The organism is Pseudomonas sp. BIGb0176 (assembly GCF_024810175.1).
Lineage (GTDB): Bacteria > Pseudomonadota > Gammaproteobacteria > Pseudomonadales > Pseudomonadaceae > Aquipseudomonas > Aquipseudomonas protegens.
Genome location: NZ_JANUEC010000002.1, coordinates 1 through 19,555, shown reverse-complemented (window position 1 = coordinate 19,555; position 19,555 = coordinate 1). Strand labels below are relative to the sequence as shown.

Annotated in this window: 15 protein-coding genes, 3 tRNA genes and 1 pseudogene; 9 read left to right on the top strand and 10 right to left on the bottom strand. The window is 62.7% G+C overall.

All coding sequences use genetic code 11. The features are described 5' to 3' along the window. Nucleotides 1-195: 195 nt before the first annotated feature. Entirely contained in the window at nt 196-846 is a 651-nt protein-coding gene (locus M2395_RS10860) for an FMN-dependent NADH-azoreductase (RefSeq protein ID WP_123430333.1), read from the bottom strand. A gap of 97 nt (nt 847-943) precedes the next feature. Between M2395_RS10860 and M2395_RS10855 the strand changes: the two genes are divergently transcribed. Next, a complete protein-coding gene (locus M2395_RS10855; protein WP_015634881.1) occupies nt 944-1,804 on the top strand; it encodes a LysR family transcriptional regulator in 861 nt (286 codons plus the stop codon). Between the two features lie 185 nt (nt 1,805-1,989). Beyond that, nucleotides 1,990-3,561: a GGDEF domain-containing protein gene (locus M2395_RS10850; protein WP_011060354.1), complete on the top strand. Its 1,572-nt coding sequence runs from the start codon at nt 1,990-1,992 to the stop codon at nt 3,559-3,561. Between the two features lie 3 nt (nt 3,562-3,564). Here the strand turns inward: M2395_RS10850 and M2395_RS10845 are convergent, their stop codons facing one another. After that, nucleotides 3,565-4,086 carry a GNAT family N-acetyltransferase gene (locus M2395_RS10845; protein WP_011060355.1) on the bottom strand — a complete coding sequence of 174 codons (522 nt, stop codon included), beginning with the start codon at nt 4,084-4,086 and terminating at the stop codon, nt 3,565-3,567. Between the two features lie 35 nt (nt 4,087-4,121). After that, nucleotides 4,122-4,696, bottom strand: a pseudogene (locus M2395_RS10840) (GNAT family N-acetyltransferase). A gap of 202 nt (nt 4,697-4,898) precedes the next feature. Here M2395_RS10840 and M2395_RS10835 point away from each other — a divergent pair. Then, on the top strand, nt 4,899-5,723 hold the full coding sequence (locus tag M2395_RS10835; RefSeq protein ID WP_123430334.1) for an arylamine N-acetyltransferase: 825 nt from the start codon (nt 4,899-4,901) through the stop codon (nt 5,721-5,723). Nucleotides 5,724-6,191: 468 nt separating this feature from the next. Further along, nucleotides 6,192-7,733, top strand: coding sequence for a nucleobase:cation symporter-2 family protein (locus M2395_RS10830; protein ID WP_053150216.1), 1,542 nt, complete (start codon nt 6,192-6,194; stop codon nt 7,731-7,733). A 63-nt stretch (nt 7,734-7,796) separates the two neighbouring features. Here M2395_RS10830 and M2395_RS10825 read toward each other — a convergent pair whose 3' ends face one another. The 3 genes from M2395_RS10825 to M2395_RS10815 all read right to left on the bottom strand — a co-directional run bounded on the left by M2395_RS10825 (nt 7,797) and on the right by M2395_RS10815 (nt 10,235). Next, on the bottom strand, nt 7,797-8,384 hold the full coding sequence (locus M2395_RS10825; protein WP_053150219.1) for an SH3 domain-containing protein: 588 nt from the start codon (nt 8,382-8,384) through the stop codon (nt 7,797-7,799). Nucleotides 8,385-8,477: 93 nt separating this feature from the next. Further along, nucleotides 8,478-9,635: an MFS transporter gene (locus M2395_RS10820; RefSeq protein WP_077934993.1), complete on the bottom strand. Its 1,158-nt coding sequence runs from the start codon at nt 9,633-9,635 to the stop codon at nt 8,478-8,480. 524 nt (nt 9,636-10,159) lie between these two features. Beyond that, a tRNA-Asn gene (locus M2395_RS10815) sits at nt 10,160-10,235 on the bottom strand. Between the two features lie 270 nt (nt 10,236-10,505). Between M2395_RS10815 and M2395_RS10810 the strand changes: the two genes are divergently transcribed. Next, nucleotides 10,506-10,739: a hypothetical protein gene (locus M2395_RS10810; protein WP_011060361.1), complete on the top strand. Its 234-nt coding sequence runs from the start codon at nt 10,506-10,508 to the stop codon at nt 10,737-10,739. Nucleotides 10,740-10,745: 6 nt separating this feature from the next. On the opposite strand, the gene M2395_RS10805 is transcribed toward M2395_RS10810, so the two are convergent. Together M2395_RS10805 and M2395_RS10800 are read right to left on the bottom strand one after the other, a co-directional pair. Next, entirely contained in the window at nt 10,746-10,943 is a 198-nt protein-coding gene (locus M2395_RS10805) for a hypothetical protein (RefSeq protein ID WP_011060362.1), read from the bottom strand. Nucleotides 10,944-11,074: 131 nt separating this feature from the next. Then, on the bottom strand, nt 11,075-12,271 hold the full coding sequence (locus M2395_RS10800) for an amino acid aminotransferase (RefSeq protein WP_015634888.1): 1,197 nt from the start codon (nt 12,269-12,271) through the stop codon (nt 11,075-11,077). Between the two features lie 337 nt (nt 12,272-12,608). Between M2395_RS10800 and uvrB the strand changes: the two genes are divergently transcribed. Further along, nucleotides 12,609-14,624: an excinuclease ABC subunit UvrB gene (uvrB, locus tag M2395_RS10795; protein WP_077933674.1), complete on the top strand. Its 2,016-nt coding sequence runs from the start codon at nt 12,609-12,611 to the stop codon at nt 14,622-14,624. Between the two features lie 112 nt (nt 14,625-14,736). Here the strand turns inward: uvrB and M2395_RS10790 are convergent, their stop codons facing one another. Continuing rightward, nucleotides 14,737-16,227 (bottom strand): MDR family MFS transporter, encoded by a 1,491-nt coding sequence (locus tag M2395_RS10790; RefSeq protein ID WP_169893377.1) that lies wholly within the window; start codon nt 16,225-16,227, stop codon nt 14,737-14,739. 49 nt (nt 16,228-16,276) lie between these two features. Then, complete coding sequence (locus tag M2395_RS10785; protein ID WP_053150224.1) at nt 16,277-17,323, bottom strand: HlyD family secretion protein; 1,047 nt, start codon at nt 17,321-17,323, stop codon at nt 16,277-16,279. Nucleotides 17,324-17,555: 232 nt separating this feature from the next. Between M2395_RS10785 and gltX the strand changes: the two genes are divergently transcribed. The 3 genes from gltX (at nt 17,556) to M2395_RS10770 (ending at nt 19,548) form a co-directional block, all read left to right on the top strand. After that, entirely contained in the window at nt 17,556-19,037 is a 1,482-nt protein-coding gene (gene gltX / locus M2395_RS10780; protein WP_041117010.1) for a glutamate--tRNA ligase, read from the top strand. A 279-nt stretch (nt 19,038-19,316) separates the two neighbouring features. Beyond that, nucleotides 19,317-19,392: transfer RNA gene (locus tag M2395_RS10775), tRNA-Ala, on the top strand. Nucleotides 19,393-19,472: 80 nt separating this feature from the next. After that, nucleotides 19,473-19,548: transfer RNA gene (locus M2395_RS10770), tRNA-Glu, on the top strand. Nucleotides 19,549-19,555: the final 7 nt, after the last annotated feature.

The following is a 19,555-nucleotide window of genomic DNA, read 5'->3' as shown; positions in this document are numbered from 1 at the left end:
TGTGAATTGTTTATAGACCCGAAATGCAGGAAGTGAAGGTGTCGTTACAGCTTTTTTTGATGAGCGGCGGGCGCAGCCGGATAAGTGGCAAGACCCCCGCGAGGGTAATGCTCACTGCGGATGCCTGGGCTCGGCGGTAAAGAGCAGGGTGGGCCTGGCGGGCAGGCTCCTGCGCGGCGCCGGCCCGGGTATGGTTCAGTACTGGCGGGCCGCCAGTTGCTGCGCCAGGGCCTGTGCCTGCTCGGCGGCCGCCTGTCGCGAGGCCTGGTCGATGTCCGGGCCGAGGATGGTCTTTTCCACGATCAGCGAGTGCTGGTTGGCAATCCCGATGAAATTCAGCCAGGCCTCTATATAGGGCTTCTGGAAATCGAATGCCGGCGCTGGTGTGCTGGAGCAGGAAGAAAAGTCCAGGCCCCGGGCGTAGGCCGCCACCGCCGTCTTGTTGCGCAGCAGGCCTTGCAGGCCGTTCTCGGGGTCGAAGCTGAAGAGGATGCCCTGGTGGGAAACCAGGTCGATGAAGTGCTTGAGCTTGTAGGGAATGCTGAAATTCCACAGGGGGATGGAAAGCACCAGCAGGTCGGCCTGGTGCAGCGGCTCTGCCAGCGCCTGGAGCCGGGCCCAGGCCCGCTGTTCGGCATTGCCCAGGGGCTGGCCGGCCAGTTGTGCATATTTGGCGTCCATGGCCGTCTGATCGAGTTCCGGCAAATCGAGGCTCCACAGGTCCAGGGTGGTGACCTCGGTGTCCGGCCGTTGCTGTCGGTAGCTCTGGATGAAGCCGTGGGCGATTTCCAGGGAGGCGGAGCGGCGCAGGCGGGGCGAGCATTGAATGTGCAGGAGCCGGGTCATGGATGAATCTCTTGGGGTTGGGATGACCGTCATTGCAACATAGCTTGTTTTTAAATATAAATTGTCGATTCAAGCCTTATTGATTTCATTATGAAATATGTTCGATGCCCTGCTATTGCGCACCTTTGTTGCTGTTGTCGATGAACAAGGGTTCAGCCGTGCGGCCCTCAAGCTGCACCTGACCCAGTCCGCGGTCAGCGGCCACCTGCGGCGCCTGGAACAGCAGGTCGGCAAGCCGCTGCTCCAGCGCACCACCCGCTCGCAGCAGCTGACCGCCGATGGCGAACGGTTGATGGCCTATGCCCGGGCGATCCTGGCGTTGAATCGCGACGCCTGGACCGAACTGACCCGGGTGCCGTTCCACGGGCGCGTGGGGGTGGGCCTGTCCGAGGATTTTGCCGACCCCCGGCTGCTGCGTGCGCTGCAGGATTTTGCCGGGCGCTACCCAGGTATCCGGCTCGATGTGCAGGTTGGCATTCCCGGTACGCTGCTGGATCTGCTGGCCCAGGGCAATTTGCAATTGGTGGTGGGCTCGCTGTGCGAAACTGCCGAGCCTGGCCGCCTGCTCTGGTCCGAACCGCTGGTCTGGGCCGGGCTGGTGCAACCTGCCGGGCTCTTGCCCGACCCCTTGCCCCTGGCGCTGTTTCCCGAGCCTTGCCCCTACCGGGCCGCGGCCCTGGGCCGGCTGGCCCAGGCCGGCATTGCCCAGCGCACGGTTATGCTTTGCAGCAGCAATTGGGCCCTGCGCGCCGCCGTGCTGTCCGGGTTCGCCATAGCACCCATGGCGGCCAGCCAGTTGGGGGCAGGGCTGTGTGCCCTGGGGGAGGAATACGGTTTGCCACCGTTGCCGGATGCGCAGTACCGTCTGTTCACCGCGCCCGAAGCGGACCAGACTGTGCTGGCGGCGCTTTCCGAGGTGTTTGTCGAATATTGCTCGAGCCGTCGATCGGCACTTTAAGCATTGCTCGCGGTGGCCGATAACCCCAGGGTGGAGCCGGGCCGTTCAAGGTTGCTGCCTGAGCTCCCGGCCCGGGTCAGCGGCCAGAAAACCTATACTGTGCAGGGCGCTGGCCGTTCAGCCAGTCTCGAAAACAACCAGGGACCCGCCCTGTAGCCCAGGCCACTCCCGTCAGGACGACCCTTTTGCCTGTTCCCATCTACGATCCTCATCATCCCCCTGGTGGAACCCTGAAGCGCTTGCCGCTGCTCAAGGCCGCGGTGGCCTTCATCGCAACCGTGTTTCTGTGCCTGTGCGGGCTGTTGTACCTGCAACTGGAACAATCCTGGCGTCACGACCTGATGCAGGCGGAAGTCAATTCCACCAACCTGACCCGGGCCATCGCCCAGCAGGCCGAAGACACGTTCATGGAAGCCGACCTGGTGCTGATGAGCCTGTCCGAGTGGATCCAGGCCCTGGGCGATGGCCCTGAACAGCAGCCCCGCTTGCAGGGCATATTCGCCCGGCGGGTGCAGGCCCTGACCCAGCTCAGCGGGGTATTTCTCTATGACCGGGACGGTCAGTGGGTGGTCAGTTCCTTTGGTGATTCGCCCCATGGCAACGATGTGGCAGACCGCGACTACTTTCGTTTCCATCAGCAGAATGCTTCGTTGCTGGCTCACATCAGCCCGGCCATCCGCAGCCGGGCCAATGGCGAATGGATCATTCCCATCTCGCGGCGGCTCAACGATAGCCAGGGGAATTTCCAGGGGGTGCTGATGGCGGGCATCAAACTGGCGTATTTCGATCAGTTCTTCACCAGTTTCAATATCGACGAGCAGGGCGCCATGTTCCTTGCCCTGTCCGACGGTACGCTGATTGCGCGGCGGCCGTTCGAAGAGCGGCAGATCGGTGCTTCCCTGGCCCGCGGCGAGATCTTCAGCAAGTACTTGCCCGAGGCCACCACCGGCAACGCCATGATCACCTCGATTGTTGATGGGGTGACGCGCCTGTACGGCTATCGGCAGTTGCAGGCCTATCCCTTGGTGGTGGCCGCGGCCAACTCCAAGGACTCGGTGCTCAAGGGCTGGTATGCCTCGGCCTACCAGTCCACGGCCATCGTCGCCCTGGTGCTGCTGGGGGTCGGCCTGTTCGGCTGGGTCTTCGTGCAGCAGGTGCGCAACAACGAGCGGATCGAGGCAGATCTGCGCGAGGCCCAGGAGGCCCTGGAGGTGATCGCCACCCATGACAGCCTCACCGGCCTGGCCAACCGCCGCTTGTTCGAGCGCGCCCTGACCGTGGAGTTTGGCCGTGGTGCGCGGCAACGCAGCCCGTTGAGCCTGGTCATGGTCGATATCGACTATTTCAAGCGCTACAACGATACCTACGGGCATGTGGCGGGCGATCACTGCCTGACCGAGGTGGCCCAGGCGCTCAAGGGCTGCTGCCAGCGCAAGGCTGACCTGGCCGTGCGCTATGGTGGCGAAGAGTTTGCGGTGTTGCTGCCCGACACCGACATTCATGGCGCGCTGGCCATGGCCGAGCAGATTCGCCGCAGTGTCATGCAGCGCAACATCGCCCATTCCGGCTCACCGGTGGGCTGCGTGACGGTTAGCCTGGGCTGCTACGCCTTCGTGCCGACGGGCCGCGACAGCATCGAGATGTTTATCGAAAGGGCCGACGCGGCCCTGTATCAAGCCAAGGCCACGGGCCGCAATCGGGCCATGGCGCTGGCGGCGGACCATGTGGGGGAGCCGTTGCAGCGCTCCGATCGCTGACGGCTACCAGCGCTTGCAGAACACTTGGTTGGCGTAGGCGTTGCCGCCAAACTCGTAGGCGGTGCTACCGGCGCAGACGTAGCCCTGGGCCTGATAGAAGGCCTGCGCCCGATGGTTCTGTGCCCAGACGGCGAGCCACAGGCAGGGCCTGTCGCTGGCTTGCAGCCGTTCTTCCACCTGTTGCAGCAGCGCCTGGCCAACGCCTTGCCGATGGGCATGGCGCTGCACGTACAGGCGCACCAGCTCCATCCCATCGGCCAGGCCGGCAAGCGGCGGCCGGGTGTTGCCGGCGATTTCCGCGAAGCCCAGCAGGTGCCCGTTACGCTCGGCCAGCAACAGGCTTCTGTGGGGATCCTCAAGGCGCTGGCGGAACTGTTCCGGGGCGTAGACGCTCAGGGCTTCCTCGGCCAGGTCGCTGCGCATGCCGTCGGTGGCATAGGTGTCGAGAAAGACCTGGGTGGCCAGGCCACTGATGCACAGCGCGTCCTCGCGCTGGGCTGGGCGTAGGGTGAAATCGACGGGCATGGCTACATCCTTGTGGGGCTTGTAAGGGTGAGGCCTCAGGCTTGGCTGAGGCGTTGTTGCAGACGCTGGCGCACGGCGGGCCACTCGTCGTCGATGATGCTGAAGCGCACGGAATTGCGCTTGCGTCCGTCGGGCATGATGCGCTCGTGTCGCACTATGCCTTCCTGTTGGGCACCGAGGCGCAGGATCGCCGCGCGGGACGTGTGATTGATCTCGTCGGTCGTGAACTGCACCCGCACGCAGTTCATGTCGTCAAAGGCATGGCACAGCATCAGGTACTTGGCCTCGGTGTTGACGAAGCTGCGCTGCCAGCGGCTGGCGATCCAGGTGCTGCCGATCTCCAGCTTGCGGTTGTGCCGGTCGATCTTCCAGAAACGCGTGCAGCCGATGACTTCGCCCGTGCTCCTGAGCACGGTAGCGAACGGCAGTACGCTACCGGCATCACGGCCCTCGAGCGCCACGTCGAGGTAGCGTTCGACGGTGTCGGGGGGGGCACTACGGTGAAAGGCAGGTTCCACAGCTCACCGTCCCGGGCGGCGTTGACCAGGGCGTCGGCATCACTGCGTTGCAACGGGCGCAGGATGATTCGCGGGCCTTCCAGTGAGTGCATGGCGCAGAGTTCTCCAGCGGGAGCGACGGGGCGCTTATTACAGAGTCGCCCTCGACGCTTGGCAAGAGCCAATCCGGGGCCAATGCGATAAAAAATATCAGCCGAATTGATTGTCCGGGCTTGCCGCTTCTGGCTTATACATAACGCCGACCTGCCGGGGCCTGTCGCGACCCCGGGCGACTCTCATTTCAAGGATTTGTGCATGAGCCAGCCGCACCTGATGAACTTCGACCTGTACCTGCAGCAACTGGGCTACCCACAGGCGCCAGCGCCGACCCTGGAAACCCTGCGGGAGCTGCAATGGCGCCATGTCTGTCGTTTTGCCTTCGAAAGCCTTTCGACTCTGTTGCGGGTTCCGGTACCCATCGACCTGGCCTCGGTGGAGCGCAAGATTCTCCACGAGGGGCGCGGCGGCTACTGCTATGAGCTCAACCAGGCCTTCCTGGTGCTGTTGCAGCACCTGGGTTTCGATGCCCGGGGCATCACCGGGCGGGTGGTGATGGGGGCGCCGGAAGATGCGCTGACCGCTCGCAGCCACCGTCTGGCGCTGGTGCACCTGGAGGGCCAGCGCTACATCGTCGATGTCGGCTTTGGCGGCATGGTGCCCACCGCGCCCTTGCTGCTGGATACCGAGCAAGAACAGGCAACGCCCCACGAGCCGTATCGCATCACCCTGCGCGAAGGCAGCTACACCTTGCGCGCCAAGGTCATGGATGAATGGCGGGCGATGTACGTTTTTGACCTGCAACTGCAGGGCGATGTGGATTACGAGATGGGTAACTGGTACGTCTCGACCCACCCGGACTCTCCTTTCCTCGGCCAATTGAAGGTGGCGCTGATGGGGCCGGGAATACGCCGCACCTTGAACAATGGCAGCTACGCCCTGCATCGGATGGGGCAGCCCAGCAAGCGGCGGCAGATCACCGATGCAGGGGAACTGATGAGCCTGTTGCAGGACGAATTTGCCCTGCGCCTGCCGGCCCACCCCGAACTGCCGCGGGTTCTCGAGCAGTTGCTAGAGGCCTGATTTCACGACTTCCCCAACAGCGAGGCGGTGTCCGCGGTTCCGGTCGGTTGTCGACACGGCCGTCCAGGTGCAGTTGCCGCGTTTGCCGTCGCCGGCCCGGCCAACGGTAGGGCCGTGTTGCACCCAATGTGTACAAGATCCGGGTTCCGGCCAACGGATCGCACCCTACGAGCAGCAGATAAGCCGATCCGGCAACGGGATCGGCTTTTTTATCCTGTTTTTTCAACCAGTAGAGCAGCCCTCAAACCTTCGGTTGAAGAGCGGCGGATCGGCCCTGGGTTGGTTTCAACGAGGGCTCTGGGCCGCCTTTACAGGCCGGCACGGAGTCAATATCCGAGTGCCTTGCGCGCAATAGCCCGGGTTGATGGGTGGGGAAATTCAGAATGGAAAACTGTATACAATCCTATGGACAGTTGTCTTGGATGTTGCATACAGTGTGCCCATAACAAAAACAGGGAACCCCACACCATGAATACCCCCCAGGTTTCACAACAGCGGCCCGAAGACGAAAATTTGGGTGTTGGCGCCAACATGGCTTATGGCCTGCAACACGTGCTGACCATGTATGGCGGCATCGTTGCCGTGCCACTGATCGTCGGCCAGGCGGCTGGCCTGTCGCCTTCGGAGATCGGCTTGCTGATCGCCGCTTCGCTGTTCGCAGGAGGGCTGGCAACCTTGTTGCAGACCCTTGGCGTGCCGTTTTTCGGCTGCAAGCTGCCGTTGGTGCAAGGGGTGTCCTTCGCGGGCGTGTCGACCATGGTGGCGATTGTTACCAGCGGCGGCGAGGGCGGTTTCCAGTCGATTCTCGGTGCGGTGATCGTCGCCTCGCTGATCGGCCTACTGATCACACCGGTATTCTCGCGGATCACCAAATTCTTTCCACCGCTGGTCACTGGCATCGTCATCACCACCATCGGCCTGACGCTGATGCCGGTGGCGGCGCGCTGGGCCATGGGTGGCAACAGTCGGGCCCCGGACTTCGGCAGCATGTCGAACATCGGCCTGGCGGCGGTGACCCTGGTGCTGGTGCTGCTGTTGAGCAAGATCGGCAGCGCGGCGATTTCCCGTCTGTCGATTCTCCTGGCCATGATCATCGGTACGGTGATCGCGCTGTTCCTGGGCATGGCGGACTTCTCCGGGGTCACCCAAGGGCCGATGTTCGGCCTGCCCACGCCATTTCACTTCGGCATGCCGACCTTTCATGTCGCGGCGATCCTGTCGATGTGCATCGTGGTCATGGTGACGCTGGTGGAAACCTCGGCGGACATCCTCGCCGTGGGTGAAATCATCCACACCAAGGTCGACTCCAAGCGCCTGGGCAACGGCCTGCGCGCCGACATGCTGTCGAGCATGATTGCGCCGATCTTCGGTTCCTTCACTCAGAGCGCCTTCGCCCAGAACGTCGGGCTGGTGGCGGTCACCGGCATCAAGAGCCGCTTCGTGGTGGCCACCGGCGGGCTGTTCCTGGTGATCCTCGGCCTGCTGCCGTTCATGGGGCGGGTGATTGCCGCGGTGCCGACTTCGGTGCTGGGCGGCGCCGGTATCGTGCTGTTCGGCACCGTGGCGGCCAGTGGCATCCGGACCCTGTCCCGGGTCGACTACCGCAACAACATGAACCTGATCATCGTTGCCACCTCCATCGGCTTCGGCATGATCCCGATTGCCGCGCCGAGCTTCTATGATCATTTCCCCAGCTGGTTCGCCACCATCTTCCACTCGGGCATCAGCTCCTCGGCGATCATGGCGATCCTCTTGAACCTGGCGTTCAACCACTTCACCGCGGGCAACTCCGACCAGCAGTCGGTGTTCGTCGCCGGCACCGAGCGCAGCCTGCGCTTCCAGGACGTTGCCGTACTGCGTGAGGGTGACTACTTCAGCGGCGGCAAGCTGCACGATGCCGAGGGCAATGAAGTGCCTCTGGTAGGAGAGGAGCCGGGCCACTCACCGAACCAGGTCGGCGATGGTTCGCAGCCGAGCCATGCGCGTGGCAGTGTCGAGGCCACTCACTGAAGTCGAGTACCGCGGCCATGAAAAAAACCGGCGCCCTCAGGGCGCCGTTTTTTTTGCAGTCGGTTATTCCAGGTTGTCCAGCGGCTTCAGGGCCTGCAGGGCGTCGGGGTTGTCCTGGTACTGCTGGCGCAAGCTGGCGAGCTGCTGATCATGGCCTGTGCAGACCTCATTCACGGCTTTCTCCAGGAAGACCCGGCGTTCCTCGTCGTAGGCCTCCTCGCCGGCAAAGTGCTCGCAGGCTTCGTGGCGCTGGATGAATGCAGCCACCTCATCGGGAAGCTCGGCGCCGCTTGCGCCATAGTGCTTGCCCAGCAACAGGCGTTTTTCCTCGACCCAGCCGGTGTAGTCCTCGCCGTCCTTGGCGATGTACATGACCTGTGCCCAGCCGTCTCCACTGGAGGCGTACACCGTCAGGCCATCACCGGGAATCACGTAGAGCTTCTTGTTCAGGCAGGTGGCATTCGGCCCGCTGTGAAAGTGCAGCCGCCCCTGGCCTACCACCTTGGCTTCGAGGGGCGGGCGATATTCGCCGGCTTCCAGGGAGACGTTGTCGCTGAGGGTGGCGCAGTCCACCGGAGCTTCGGCCAGGGCTGGCAGGGGCAACAGGGAAAGCAGGCCGTACAGGGGCAGGAGGCGCAGGAGTCGGTCCATCGCGAGGGGATCCATGAGGTGGGAGTGCGGATCGCGCGATGGTAATGACAAAGATGCGGCCTGTGAATGATCACGGGCCGCATCCGCGGTATTTCAGTCGGCAGCCTTGCTGAGTTGCCCCTGGCGTACCAGGGACAGGGCGAAGACCACCACCACTGCGGCGGCCGCCGCCAGGGTCAGGGGCAGCCCATAGCTGCCGCCGCTCATGGCCGCGCCGCTGAGCAAGGGGCCCAGCAGGCTGCCGATGCCCCAGAGCAGCCCGGCGCTGGCGTTGGCAGTCACCAGGTCGGCGCCGCTGAAGGACTGGCCGATCAGCACGATAGCCAGGGTATAGATGCCGCCGGCCACGGCGCCGAGGATGACCAGGCTCGGCCAGAGCAGGGTGGACGTTTGCATCAGCAGTGGCAGGGCAAGGCCGATCAGCAGGGCAATGATGCCGCAGCCCAGGTAGATCCCGGGGCGCCCGAGCTTGTCCGAAAGCCAGCCGAGGGGGAACTGGAACGCGGTGTCGCCCAACAGAATGATGGTCACCATCAAGGCCGCGAGCTTGATGCTGTAGCCATGGGTGGCGGCGTACACCGGAAACAGCGACAGCACCACGCTGTCGAAAAACGCGAAGAACAGGATGCCCACGCACAGCGCCGGCGCGATGCGGATAAAGCCCAGTACCGAAAAGGTGCGACTTTCGGCATGCAGCGGCTGCTGGTCTTCCAGGGGCAGGATCAGCCAGACCACTGCGATCGCCACCGCATAACCGACACTGACGATGCCCAGCACGGCGGGCCCCTCGGTGCCCAATAGCGATACCAGGCCCGGGCCCAGGAGCTGGAAGAAGGTGAAGCAAGTTGTGTAGACCGCTACCAGGCGTCCGCGGGTGGCGTCTTCGGCCATTTCATTGACCCAGGTTTCCCCGAGAATGATGATCAGCCCCGCCCCCAGGCCCATGGCGACCCGCGCCAGACCCAGGCTGTAGAGGCTGGCCCCGGGCAGTTCCAGGGCGGCCACGCTCAAGGCGCACAGGCTGAAACACAGCAGGTAGATCTGGCGCCGGGTCAGGCGTTGGCTCAGGGCATTGACCAGGAAGGCCGAGAGCATCATGCCTGCGGCGGGCAGCGCCGACATGATGCCGATCTGGTTGTTCGAGGCCCCGGCCTGATACAGGCGCAGGGCAAGGATCGGCACCGTGGAGCCGATGCTCAGGCCGACAATGGAGATGCCCAGGATCAGGGCGGCTAACAAGGCTTTGTTCATGATCAAGACCTGCGCCTGAAGCGTCAGGCGCCAAAAAAGACAGTTATTGCGGGCGCTGCAGGACATCGCAGGCCGACGTGCGGGCGATTGCCGGGCAGATGCCCTGGTGGAAGCAGAGGGGCTAGCGGGGTGGCGCCGGGTTCAATCGCGATCAGCGTGGGCCCGGGTGGGGGGAGAAGGTGAAGGCAAACAATACGCTACGGCGTCGACGGTTGATCGCACAGTCAAGTTGGGCAACAGCCAGGGTTGCCGAAGGGCTCATCGAGGGGGAAGGGCACGGTGACTGTGCGGGCAGGAACATCACGGGGTCTGACTGCTTGGATAAAGAGGCGCACAGCCTACGTCAGGCCTTTGCGGCAATGCAACCGGGTTGGCGAAGGAGGATTTCAGGCGTGCATGAAACGTCTATCCGCATGTCGGGATGACAGGCGGATCAATCATTTGCAAGGGGGATACTGCTTGAGCTGATTTGCCGCAGGAGCAGGGCGCTCTCATGAGGATCAAGGCAAATCAGTGTAGGAAGATGGCTCCACGACCTGGACTCGAACCAGGGACCCAGTGATTAACAGTCACTTGCTCTACCAACTGAGCTATCGCGGAATGCGCCGTATCTTACTGATTCAGAAAGGGAAGTCAACAAGTCGAGAAATATTTTTTCAGGGCGACGAGGATCTGAATGAAAGGCTGGCAGGACTTTGCGGGATTTATCGGTCTGCACGTCTCTGGCGGATCCGATAGGGGCTACCATGGCGCCCCGGAAGTGGTTTCACGCGCTGCCGGCCTTCAGCCGCATAGGTACGCCTTTATGATCTGCTTCGATTTATCCCAGCATCCTTCTATCTGTTTCGCGCTGTGCTGCGAGGTGCTGTCATGAGCATCGAGCAGATCAGCCTGCCCAAAGGGGTCGGCCCCCAGGCCGGCAAGTTGCTGGACGCCATTACCCAGGCCGGATCGGCGATGGATTTGAACCGTGCCGGCGGCAAGGCCGAAGGTTTTGTCCTGGGGCTGGAGAGTGCCAAGGCCATCAAGAGCCAGGTGGCCGAGGCGCTGTACGTGGCGTTCGACGATGCCGCCAGCCAGCGCCTGGCTCAATTGCAGGGGTAGGGCGGTTCAGCCGCCGAAGGTCAGGGTGCCAAGCATCAGCTTGGCCATCAGCGAGGTTGCGGCCAGTTGCACCAGCCACAGGGCCAGTCCGCCAAGGAATACGCCCAGGGCAATTTGCAGCACCAGGCTCTTTTCGCGTTTCTGCGAGCGGGGCAGGTAATGCTCCAGTTCGTCGCGGTCGGCCCGCAGGTCATCGTTTTTCATCGGGATCTCGCTCAGCAAGGGGGGCATAGGCTCACAGTCTAGAGGCTGTGGGGGCGGGCAGGGCAGCGACGTATCGCCAACGAAAAAGGGGAAGCCTGCCGGCTTCCCCTTTTCGTTGGCGCTGTCGTGTATCAGATCACTTGCAGGATGGCCTGGGTCACGACATGGATGTTGTTCTGGTTCAGCGCGGCGACGCAGATGCGGCCGGTGTCCAGGGCGTAGATGCCGAATTCGTTGCGCAAGCGGGTCACTTGCTCAACGGTCAGGCCGGAGTAGGAGAACATGCCGCGCTGGCGACCGACGAAGCTGAAGTCGTGCTCAGGGGCGCCTTTGGCCAGCAAGTCGACCATCTGGGTGCGCATGCCGCGAATCCGCAGGCGCATTTGCGCCAGTTCCTGCTCCCACTGGGCGCGCAGTTCCGGGCTGTTCAGCACGGCGGCGACGATGGTTGCACCGTGGGTCGGCGGGTTGGAGTAGTTGGTGCGGATCACGCGCTTGACCTGGGACAGCACGCGGGCGCTTTCTTCCTTGGAGCCGCTGACGATGGACAGGGCGCCAACGCGCTCGCCGTACAGCGAGAACGACTTGGAGAACGAGCTGGAAACGAAGAAGGTCAGGCCCGACTCGGCGAACAGGCGCACCGCCGCGGCGTCTTCGTCGATGCCGTCGCCAAAGCCCTGGTAGGCCATGTCGAGGAAGGGCACGAGGTTTTTCGCCTTGACCACCTCCAGGACGTCTTTCCAGTCCTGTGGGCTCAGGTCGACACCGGTCGGGTTGTGGCAGCAGGCATGCAGCACCACGATCGACTGGGCCGGCAGGGCGTTCAGGTCTTCCAGCAGGCCAGCACGGTTAACGTCGTGGGTGGCCGCGTCGTAGTAGCGGTAGTTCTGCACCGGGAAGCCGGCGGTCTCAAACAGGGCGCGGTGGTTTTCCCAGCTCGGGTCGCTGATGGCGACCACGGCGTTGGGCAGCAACTGCTTGAGGAAGTCGGCACCGATCTTCAGGGCGCCAGTGCCGCCAACGGCCTGGGTGGTGACCACGCGGCCAGCGGCCAGCAGTGGCGAGTCGTTGCCGAACAGCAGCTTCTGTACCGCCTGGTCGTAGGCGGCAATGCCGTCGATCGGCAGGTAGCCACGGGAAGCATGTTGGGCGGCGCGAATCGTCTCGGCTTCGACAACGGCGCGCAGGAGCGGAATGCGTCCCTCCTCGTTGCAGTACACGCCCACCCCAAGGTTGACCTTATCGGTGCGGGTATCGGTGTTGAATGCTTCGTTGAGGCCCAGGATAGGATCGCGTGGTGCCATTTCGACAGCGGAGAACAGGCTCATTTTTACGGCGGCTCTGAATGGAGTGTGGAGGGACGTGTCGCGCTCCAGCCGAATGCACTAGAGCGGTGCACAAACGGGGAGCTAGTATAGAGGCCATCATCGCGTGGGGCGACAGGCTATTGACCTTTTGCGCCAAGTTTTTCGCTTTATTTTTCGACCGTTAGTCTTATTGCAATAACCAGGGTGTCAGCGGGTGTAGGACCTTTGCCTTGAAAGCTGTGGTAATCGGCTCCACATCAAGGATATTCCGGTTTTTTTCCTCGGCGACATGGGTCGTACGCGGTCTTTCCTGTTCCTGTACGGTATTGCCGCGCACGAATGATCCCAGAGGTACGTTATGTCTGAATTCCAGCTAGTCACCCGCTTCCAGCCCGCCGGCGACCAGCCGGAAGCCATCCGCCTGATGGTCGAAGGCATCGAGGCCGGGCTGGCCCACCAGACCCTGCTCGGTGTGACCGGTTCGGGCAAGACCTTCAGCATCGCCAACGTGATCGCCCACGTGCAGCGCCCGACCCTGGTGCTGGCGCCGAACAAGACCCTGGCGGCGCAGCTGTATGGTGAGTTCAAGGCCTTCTTCCCGAACAACGCGGTGGAGTACTTCGTTTCCTACTACGACTACTACCAGCCCGAAGCCTATGTGCCGTCCTCCGACACCTTTATCGAGAAGGACGCCTCGATCAACGACCATATCGAGCAGATGCGCCTGTCCGCGACCAAGGCGCTGCTGGAGCGCAAGGACGCCATCATCGTCACCACGGTGTCGTGCATCTATGGCCTGGGCAGCCCGGAAACCTACCTGAAGATGGTCCTGCACGTGGATCGCGGGGACAAACTCGATCAGCGCGCCCTGCTGCGCCGCCTGGCGGACTTGCAGTACACCCGCAACGACATGGATTTCGCCCGCGCTACCTTCCGCGTGCGTGGCGATGTGATCGACATCTATCCGGCGGAGTCAGACCTGGAAGCGATCCGCATCGAGCTGTTCGATGACGAAGTGGAAAGCATCAGCGCCTTCGACCCCTTGACCGGTGAAGTGATCCGCAAACTGCCGCGCTTCACCTTCTACCCCAAGAGCCACTACGTGACCCCGCGGGAAACCCTGCTGGACGCCATCGAAGGGATCAAGGTGGAGTTGCAGGAGCGCCTGGAATACCTGCGCTCCAACAACAAGCTGGTGGAAGCCCAGCGCCTGGAGCAGCGTACCCGTTTCGACCTGGAGATGATCCTCGAACTGGGCTACTGCAACGGCATCGAGAACTACTCGCGCTACCTCTCGGGGCGTCCCGCTGGCGCGGCGCCACCTACCTTGTACGACTACCTGCCGGCGGATGCCTTGCTGGTGATCGACGAATCCCACGTCAGCGTGCCCCAGGTCGGCGCCATGTATAAGGGCGACCGCTCGCGCAAGGAAACCCTGGTTGAGTACGGCTTCCGCCTGCCATCGGCTCTGGATAACCGGCCAATGCGTTTTGACGAGTGGGAAGGGGTGAGCCCGCAGACCATCTTCGTTTCCGCCACTCCGGGCAACTATGAGGCCGAGCACGCCGGCCGCGTGGTGGAGCAGGTGGTGCGCCCCACCGGGCTGGTGGACCCGCAAGTGGAAGTGCGCCCGGCCCTGACCCAGGTGGACGACCTGCTGTCGGAAATCACCAAGCGTGTGGCCGTGGAAGAGCGGGTACTGGTGACCACCCTGACCAAGCGCATGGCCGAAGACCTTACCGATTACCTGGCCGACCATGGCGTGCGTGTGCGCTACCTGCACTCGGACATCGACACCGTGGAGCGGGTGGAGATCATCCGCGACCTGCGCCTGGGCACTTTCGATGTGCTGGTGGGGATCAACCTGCTGCGTGAGGGCCTGGACATGCCGGAAGTGTCCCTGGTGGCGATTCTCGATGCCGACAAGGAAGGCTTCCTGCGTTCCGAGCGTTCGCTGATCCAGACCATCGGCCGGGCCGCGCGTAACCTCAATGGCCGGGCGATTCTCTATGCCGACCGCATCACCGGCTCCATGGAGCGGGCGATTGGCGAGACCGAACGCCGTCGCGACAAGCAGATCGCCTTCAACCTGGCCAATGGCATCACCCCCAAGGGTGTGGTCAAGGACGTTGCCGACATCATGGAAGGCGCCACCGTGCCCGGTTCGCGCAGCAAGAAGCGCAAGGGCATGGCCAAGGCCGCGGAGGAAAACGCCCGCTACGAAAACGAACTGCGCTCGCCCAGCGAGATCACCAAGCGCATTCGCCAGCTCGAAGAGAAGATGTACCAACTGGCCCGCGACCTGGAGTTCGAAGCCGCGGCGCAGATGCGCGACGAAATCACCAAGCTGCGCGAGCGCTTGCTCACCGTCTAACGGCGCTCGATCCCTCGTAGGAACCGGCTTGCCGGCGAAGAGGCCCTCAAATCCTGTGCAAGGGTTGGGAGTCTATTCGCTGGCAAGCCAGCTCCTACAGGCAATTCGTGGGTCAGTGGGCTTCGCCGGCCTTGAGGCCCTTGGGCAGGGCCTTGGTCAGCAGGATCGCCAGCATGCTGATGCCCAGGGCAATGCCGACGAAATGGAAGGCGTCGTTGTAGGCCATGATCTGTGCCTGCTGGTGGGTGATTTCGCTGAGCTTGCCCAGGGCTGCGGTCTCGCTGCCGAACTTCTCGGTGAGGGTTGCCAGGCGTTCCGCCACCTGGGGATTGCTGGGCACAACGGCTTCGCGCAGGTAGTCGAAATAGGTCTTGGTCCGGGCATCCAGCAAGGTCGCCAGCAGGGCAATGCCGATGGCGCCACCGAGGTTGCGCAGGATGTTGAACAGGCTGGAGGCCGATCCCGCGTCCTGGGGCTGTATATAAGCCGTGGCGATCAGCGAGATGGTGACCATGATCAGCGGCTGGCCCAGGGCGCGAATGATCTGGATCTGGTTGAACTGCGGCCCGGCAAAGTCCGGGTTGAGCACCCCCGACGAAAAACTCGCCAGGCCGAACAGGCCAAAGCCCAGGGTGCACAGCCATTTCGGTGAAATGAACTGCATCAGCTTGGGCACCAGGGGAATCAGGAACAACTGCGGCACCCCCATCCACATGATCACTTCGCCGATCTGCAGCGCGTTGTAGTTCTGGATCTGCGCCAGGTACAGCGGCAGCAGGTAGATCGAACCGTATAGGCCAACGCCCATGCCCAGGCTGGAGATACTCGACAGGCCGAAGTTGCGATTGCGCAGGATGCCCAGGTTGATCAGCGGGTTGGGCCTGGAGACCTGGACGATGACGAAGGTGACCAGGCTGATCAGGGCGATGCTGCCCAGGGTGACGATCAGGCTCGATTCCAGCCAGTCCTTGCGGTGGCCTTCCTCAAGAAATACCTGCAGGCAACCCAGGCCCAGGCCGAGGGTGAGAATGCCGGCGTAGTCGGTGCTTTTCAGCAGTTCCCAGTGAGCTTCCTTCTTTTCCAGGCCATACAGCAGGCCCGCGATCATCAGCAGGCCCGGCGGCACGTTGATATAGAAGATGTACTCCCAACCCCAGTTTTCCGTGAGCCAGCCGCCCAGGGTCGGGCCGATGGAGGGGGCGAAAGTGGCGGTCATGGCGAACATGGCCATGCCCTTGGCCCGGTGATGCTCGGGGAGCTTGATCAGGGTCAGGGTGAACGCCAGGGGGATCAGGGCGCCACCGGTAAAGCCTTGCAAGGCGCGGAACACGATCATGCTTTCCAGGCTCCAGGCCATGGAGCAGAGCAGGGAGGCAATAAGAAAGCCCACCGAGACCCAGACCGCCAGGCGCCGGGCCGAGAGCAGCTGCACCAGCCAGGCGGTGAGGGGGATCATGATGATCTCCGCCACCAGGTAGGAAGTGGAGATCCACGAGCCTTCCTCCAAGGTAGCGGACAGCGCGCCCTGGATGTCCTTGAGCGAGGAGTTGGTGATCTGGATGTCGAGCACCGCCATGAAGGCGCCGAGCATGGCACTCATCACCGCGATCCAGTCGCGCCGGGTGGGTTCGCCCACCGGACGCAGCAGTTGATCACCGGCCATCGACGGGGTCTTTGACGTTGACCTTCACGGTTACCGACATGCCGGGGCGGATCTTGCCCCGCAGGGGATTGTCGGCTGCGAAGGTCAGTTTGACCGGAATGCGCTGTACCACCTTGGTGAAGTTGCCGGTGGCATTGTCTGGCGGCAGCAGGCTGAATTGCGCGCCGGAGGCGGCGAACAGGCTGTCGACCCGGGCCTGGATCGGCGTATCGCCGTAGGCGTCGAAGGTCAGCTCGGCCTTTTGCCCTGGCTGCATGTGGCCAATCTGGGTTTCCTTGAAGTTGGCCTGGATCCAGATGTCCTGGTCCGGAACGATCGACAGCAGATAGGCGCCGGCCTGCACCACCTGGCCATTGCGTGCGGCGCGCTGGCCGATGAGGCCGCTGATGGGGGCGTGGATCTCGCTACGGGTCAGGTTCAGTCGTGCTTGCGCCAGGTCGGCCCGGGCGTTGGCGATCTGTGCATCGAGGCGCTTGATCTCGGCGTTCAGGGCATTGACTTGCTGGCGCTGGCCCTGCAAGTCGGCTTCGGCCTTGGCCACCTGGGAGCGGGCGATATGGTTGTCGGCGGAAAGGGTAGTGACCCGCTCCTCGGAGACGTAACCGGGCTTGCGCAGGGTCTGGGCCCGAGACAGGTCGATCTGCGAGCGGCCCAGGCTGGCCTGGCTCGACGCCACCTGGGCCTGGCCCGCGGCAATCAGGCTGGCTTGCTGGGTCAGCTTGCTCTGGGCCTGCAGGTGTTCGGCCTCGCGGGTATCCAGGGCGGCCTGGGCGCGGTCCACCGCCAGTTGGAAGTCCTGCCCTTCCAGGCGTACCAGCAACTGGCCCTGTTCCACATGCTGGTTGTCCTGCACCAGCACTTCTTCGATTCGCGCGCTCAGTTGGCTGGAGACCCGGGTGATCTCGCCCTGCACGTAGGCGTTGTCCGTGGTCTCGTAAAAGCGCCCGTGGAACCACCAGTGGGCAAGAAAACCCAGGGCAATCAACAGGACCAGGGACAGAAAGACAAACAGGCGACGCTTGAGTTGGGCTGGCATGGGCTGGCTGTATTCAATAAAAGTGTAAGGAGATCTATCAGCGGGCGAATCTGGCATATAGCCACTGGGCGGTAAATGCCATGGGCTGATTATTGGCCCTTCAACAGGCTGGCAGCGGCCTGGAGTCGCAACCTTGGCTTAAATGCCCTCCTCACTGGAGCGGGGCTGCCGTCGCCTGTTACCATTCGCCCCCTGTTTTATTCCTCGTTTTTCTTTCCTTTCGAGACATGCCATGACCACCGTCCGCACGCGCATCGCGCCATCGCCTACCGGGGATCCCCACGTAGGTACCGCCTACATCGCTTTGTTCAACTATTGCTTTGCCAAGCAGCATGGCGGTGAGTTCATCCTGCGTATCGAAGACACCGATCAGTTGCGTTCGACCCGGGAGTCCGAGCAGCAGATTTTCGACGCCTTGCGCTGGTTGGGCATCAACTGGAGCGAAGGCCCGGACGTTGGCGGCCCTCACGGCCCGTATCGCCAGAGCGAGCGTGGCGACATCTACCAGAAGTACGCTCAGCAACTGGTGGACCTGGGCCACGCCTTCCCGTGCTTCTGCACCGCCGAAGAGCTGGACCAGATGCGTGCCGAACAGATGGCCCGTGGCGAAACCCCGCGCTATGACGGCCGGGCCCTGCTGCTGTCCAAGGAAGAAGTGGCCCGGCGCCTGGCGGCCGGCGAGCCTCACGTGATCCGCATGAAAGTGCCTACCGAAGGCGTCTGCGTGGTGCCGGACATGCTGCGCGGCGATGTCGAGATCCCGTGGGATCGCATGGACATGCAAGTGCTGATGAAGACCGATGGCCTGCCGACCTACTTCCTGGCCAACGTGGTCGACGACCACCTGATGGGCATCACCCACGTGCTGCGCGGCGAAGAATGGCTGCCGTCGGCGCCCAAGCTGATCCTGCTCTACGAGTACTTCGGCTGGGAGCAGCCGCAGCTGTGCTACATGCCGCTGCTGCGCAACCCGGACAAGAGCAAGCTGTCCAAGCGCAAGAACCCGACCTCGGTAACCTTCTACGAGCGCATGGGCTTCATGCCGGAAGCCATGCTCAACTACCTGGGCCGCATGGGCTGGTCGATGCCGGACGAGCGCGAAAAGTTCTCGCTGCAGGAAATGGTCGACAATTTCGACCTGACGCGGGTGTCCCTGGGGGGGCCGATCTTCGATATCGAGAAGCTGTCCTGGCTCAACGGCCAGTGGCTGCGTGACCTGCCGGTGCAGGAGTTCGCCAGCCGGGTGCAGACCTGGGCGCTGAACCCCGATTACATGATGAAGATCGCACCGCACGTACAGGGCCGGGTCGAAACCTTCAGCCAGATCGCACCGCTGGCCGGCTTCTTCTTCGCCGGTGGGGTGAACCCGGATGCCAAGCTGTTCGAGTCCAAGAAGCTGTCCGGCGATCAGGTGCGTCAGCTGATGCAATTGATCCTGTGGAAGCTCGAAAGCCTGCGTCAGTGGGAGAAAGACAGCATCACCGCGACCATCCAGGCGGTGGTTGAGTCTCTGGAGCTGAAACTGCGCGATGCCATGCCGCTGATGTTTGCCGCCATTACTGGCCAGGCCAGTTCGGTGTCGGTGCTCGATGCCATGGAAATCCTCGGTCCGGACCTGACCCGGTTCCGTCTGCGCCAGGCCATCGATCTGCTGGGTGGTGTGTCGAAGAAAGAAAACAAGGAATGGGAAAAACTCCTCGGCGCCATCGCCTGAGGCGTTTTTGCCCAAGGGCAGCCGACAGGGGCGGGGAGCTTTTCGACTACGCTTGAAACTCAAGCGCCAGGCGGGTTGATTGCGGCTTCTGGTGGTTCTTTGAGGCTTGCGGCGAGTGTTTTGTGCGACTCGCCGCAGGCGCAGAGGGCCGCAAAACCCCGGGTTTTCCGGGCGGGGCGGTAAGTGATTGTTATCCCGGCAAATTTTTTTTCAAAAAACGGAAAAAAAATTGACAGCCTTCCGATCGCCCCTTAAGATTCGCCCCGTCCTCAGCGATGAGGGGCTATAGCTCAGCTGGGAGAGCGCTTGCATGGCATGCAAGAGGTCGACGGTTCGATCCCGTCTAGCTCCACCAAATTTGCAGTTCAAGGCCTGGCCACACCGGCCTTGAATCGATCGGTACTCAGCACCGGTCAGTTGTACAGAAGGGTTTGCGTCCCCTTCGTCTAGTGGCCTAGGACACCGCCCTTTCACGGCGGTAACAGGGGTTCGAGTCCCCTAGGGGACGCCAGTTTCAC

Coding starts and splice junctions, on each gene's coding strand:
- M2395_RS10830 (WP_053150216.1), top strand. CDS start 6,192: ATGAATACCCCCCAGGTTTCACAACAGCGGCCCGAAGACGAAAATTTG.
- uvrB (WP_077933674.1), top strand. CDS start 12,609: ATGTCTGAATTCCAGCTAGTCACCCGCTTCCAGCCCGCCGGCGACCAG.
- M2395_RS10825 (WP_053150219.1), bottom strand. CDS start 8,384: ATGGACCGACTCCTGCGCCTCCTGCCCCTGTACGGCCTGCTTTCCCTG.
- M2395_RS10855 (WP_015634881.1), top strand. CDS start 944: ATGTTCGATGCCCTGCTATTGCGCACCTTTGTTGCTGTTGTCGATGAA.
- M2395_RS10800 (WP_015634888.1), bottom strand. CDS start 12,271: ATGAGCCTGTTCTCCGCTGTCGAAATGGCACCACGCGATCCTATCCTG.
- gltX (WP_041117010.1), top strand. CDS start 17,556: ATGACCACCGTCCGCACGCGCATCGCGCCATCGCCTACCGGGGATCCC.
- M2395_RS10810 (WP_011060361.1), top strand. CDS start 10,506: ATGAGCATCGAGCAGATCAGCCTGCCCAAAGGGGTCGGCCCCCAGGCC.
- M2395_RS10785 (WP_053150224.1), bottom strand. CDS start 17,323: ATGCCAGCCCAACTCAAGCGTCGCCTGTTTGTCTTTCTGTCCCTGGTC.
- M2395_RS10805 (WP_011060362.1), bottom strand. CDS start 10,943: ATGAAAAACGATGACCTGCGGGCCGACCGCGACGAACTGGAGCATTAC.
- M2395_RS10820 (WP_077934993.1), bottom strand. CDS start 9,635: ATGAACAAAGCCTTGTTAGCCGCCCTGATCCTGGGCATCTCCATTGTC.
- M2395_RS10845 (WP_011060355.1), bottom strand. CDS start 4,086: ATGCCCGTCGATTTCACCCTACGCCCAGCCCAGCGCGAGGACGCGCTG.
- M2395_RS10835 (WP_123430334.1), top strand. CDS start 4,899: ATGAGCCAGCCGCACCTGATGAACTTCGACCTGTACCTGCAGCAACTG.
- M2395_RS10860 (WP_123430333.1), bottom strand. CDS start 846: ATGACCCGGCTCCTGCACATTCAATGCTCGCCCCGCCTGCGCCGCTCC.